This window comes from Falsiporphyromonas endometrii, from assembly GCF_042654485.1.
GTDB classification, from domain to species: domain Bacteria; phylum Bacteroidota; class Bacteroidia; order Bacteroidales; family Porphyromonadaceae; genus Porphyromonas; species Porphyromonas endometrii.
Genome location: NZ_JBHSGO010000072.1, coordinates 1 through 1,452 on the forward strand (window position 1 = coordinate 1; position 1,452 = coordinate 1,452).

Genomic DNA, 1,452 nt, shown 5'->3' on the forward strand with positions numbered 1-1,452 from the left:
CATAACTATTTGTTTACCATAAAGATAACTGTTATTCATGATATGGAAAAGACTTATATAAAGAAAGTTGAAACTTTTTTCAAAAAACAGAAAGGGCTGCGCCAAATGGAATTTTGACACAGCCCCACAACTGAATCATCCACCCTGTGCAAAGGTACGTAAAATAGTGATAAGAAACGAATTGCTAGGATATCCTAGGCTTTTACAACTTTTGCTTGCAACAACACTCTACCCGTGACTCTTCTACCTTAGAAAATAATTATTGCTGTATGGTAAACTTTTGAAAAAGACGAATAACTCTGTGATTACCAAGTAATTGGATTTGTCTTATAGTTGTAGGGATTACTCACTAATAACATCCTAAATATCTGTATGTTAATATGGTTTACCAGACACTAATAAAAATAATCTTGTACATCCATAATTCGAAGATAACTCTATTTTGATGCGGTTGCCTTGGATCATTGAAACAACATTGTAGATGTCATATTTGGCAGATCTTGTGATGAAGGTGCCAAGTGTTTCAAATTGCCAATCTCTTTGATTTTTAGTATCTTGTCCGTACAATTAAATAAAAGCCATGGAGATACTCATATTACTTACCATACTTTTGATAGCAATAGATCTTGGCGGATACTTCTTCCAAGAGGCAAGAGTATGTACCATTGGTCTCAAGCAGATTGCCACTACGGTAAGTGTCAAAAGCAATCATCAAAATAATCTGATACTATGGGCTGTGAAGCTCGTTCTGAAAGGTTTTTATTTGTTAAATATCGTTACCTTAAATAGTACTCAAAAAGCTACTCAAACAGCACTAATCCAACCTCAAAATCTCAAATTCGAGGGTTAGGGGTTTCTGACCTTCTTACCAACTTTACCCGTTTTATAGTACGAATCGGGCTTTATTTATGCTCTATTTTAACAAATAAGGTCGCGCGAGAAGCAATCTATTCTCGCGCGACTATCGATCCGTTGTCGCGCGACCTTGACATGTGAAGTCGCGCTACTTCAAGTGCAAAGTCGCGCGAGGTTAGGTTCAAAGTCGCGCGAGAATGGATTGCAAGTCGCGCGACCTTACAAAAAAAGCAGCCTAAAAGCTATTTTTAAGCAGGCAAAAGATGAATTATAAATACCGTACATATATTTTAACACATTGCGAGACTTATTAAGTGCCTTGTTTTTGAAATTCTATAAGATTAAGCCCATTTTTAGGTCAAAATATGGCAGTTTTAGAGGGCTAAAAACCCATCAATTGATTTAACATAAGTTTGTTAATTAAGTAGTGTTTTTACTTGTTTTGCTTCTTCAAAGAGTTGAGAATAAGGGGTAGTATCCCTAAAAGTGTGTAATTGAAGTTTATCTTTGAGTCAAAATTAATCATTTCATTTATTTGTTTTGCTCATCCGTCAGGCAGACATGAAAAACACCGGGGGGATTGGCGTCCGCCCGGGG

Annotated in this window: 1 protein-coding gene; it reads left to right on the top strand. The window is 36.4% G+C overall.

Annotation, left to right across the window (positions count from 1 at the left end; genetic code table 11):
- The first annotated feature begins 580 nt into the window (after window positions 1–580).
- The gene (locus ACFO3G_RS03280) at window positions 581–850 is read left to right on the top strand and encodes a hypothetical protein (RefSeq protein WP_380077960.1); all 270 of its coding nucleotides are present in this window, start codon (window positions 581–583) and stop codon (window positions 848–850) included.
- Window positions 851–1,452 lie beyond the last annotated feature (602 nt).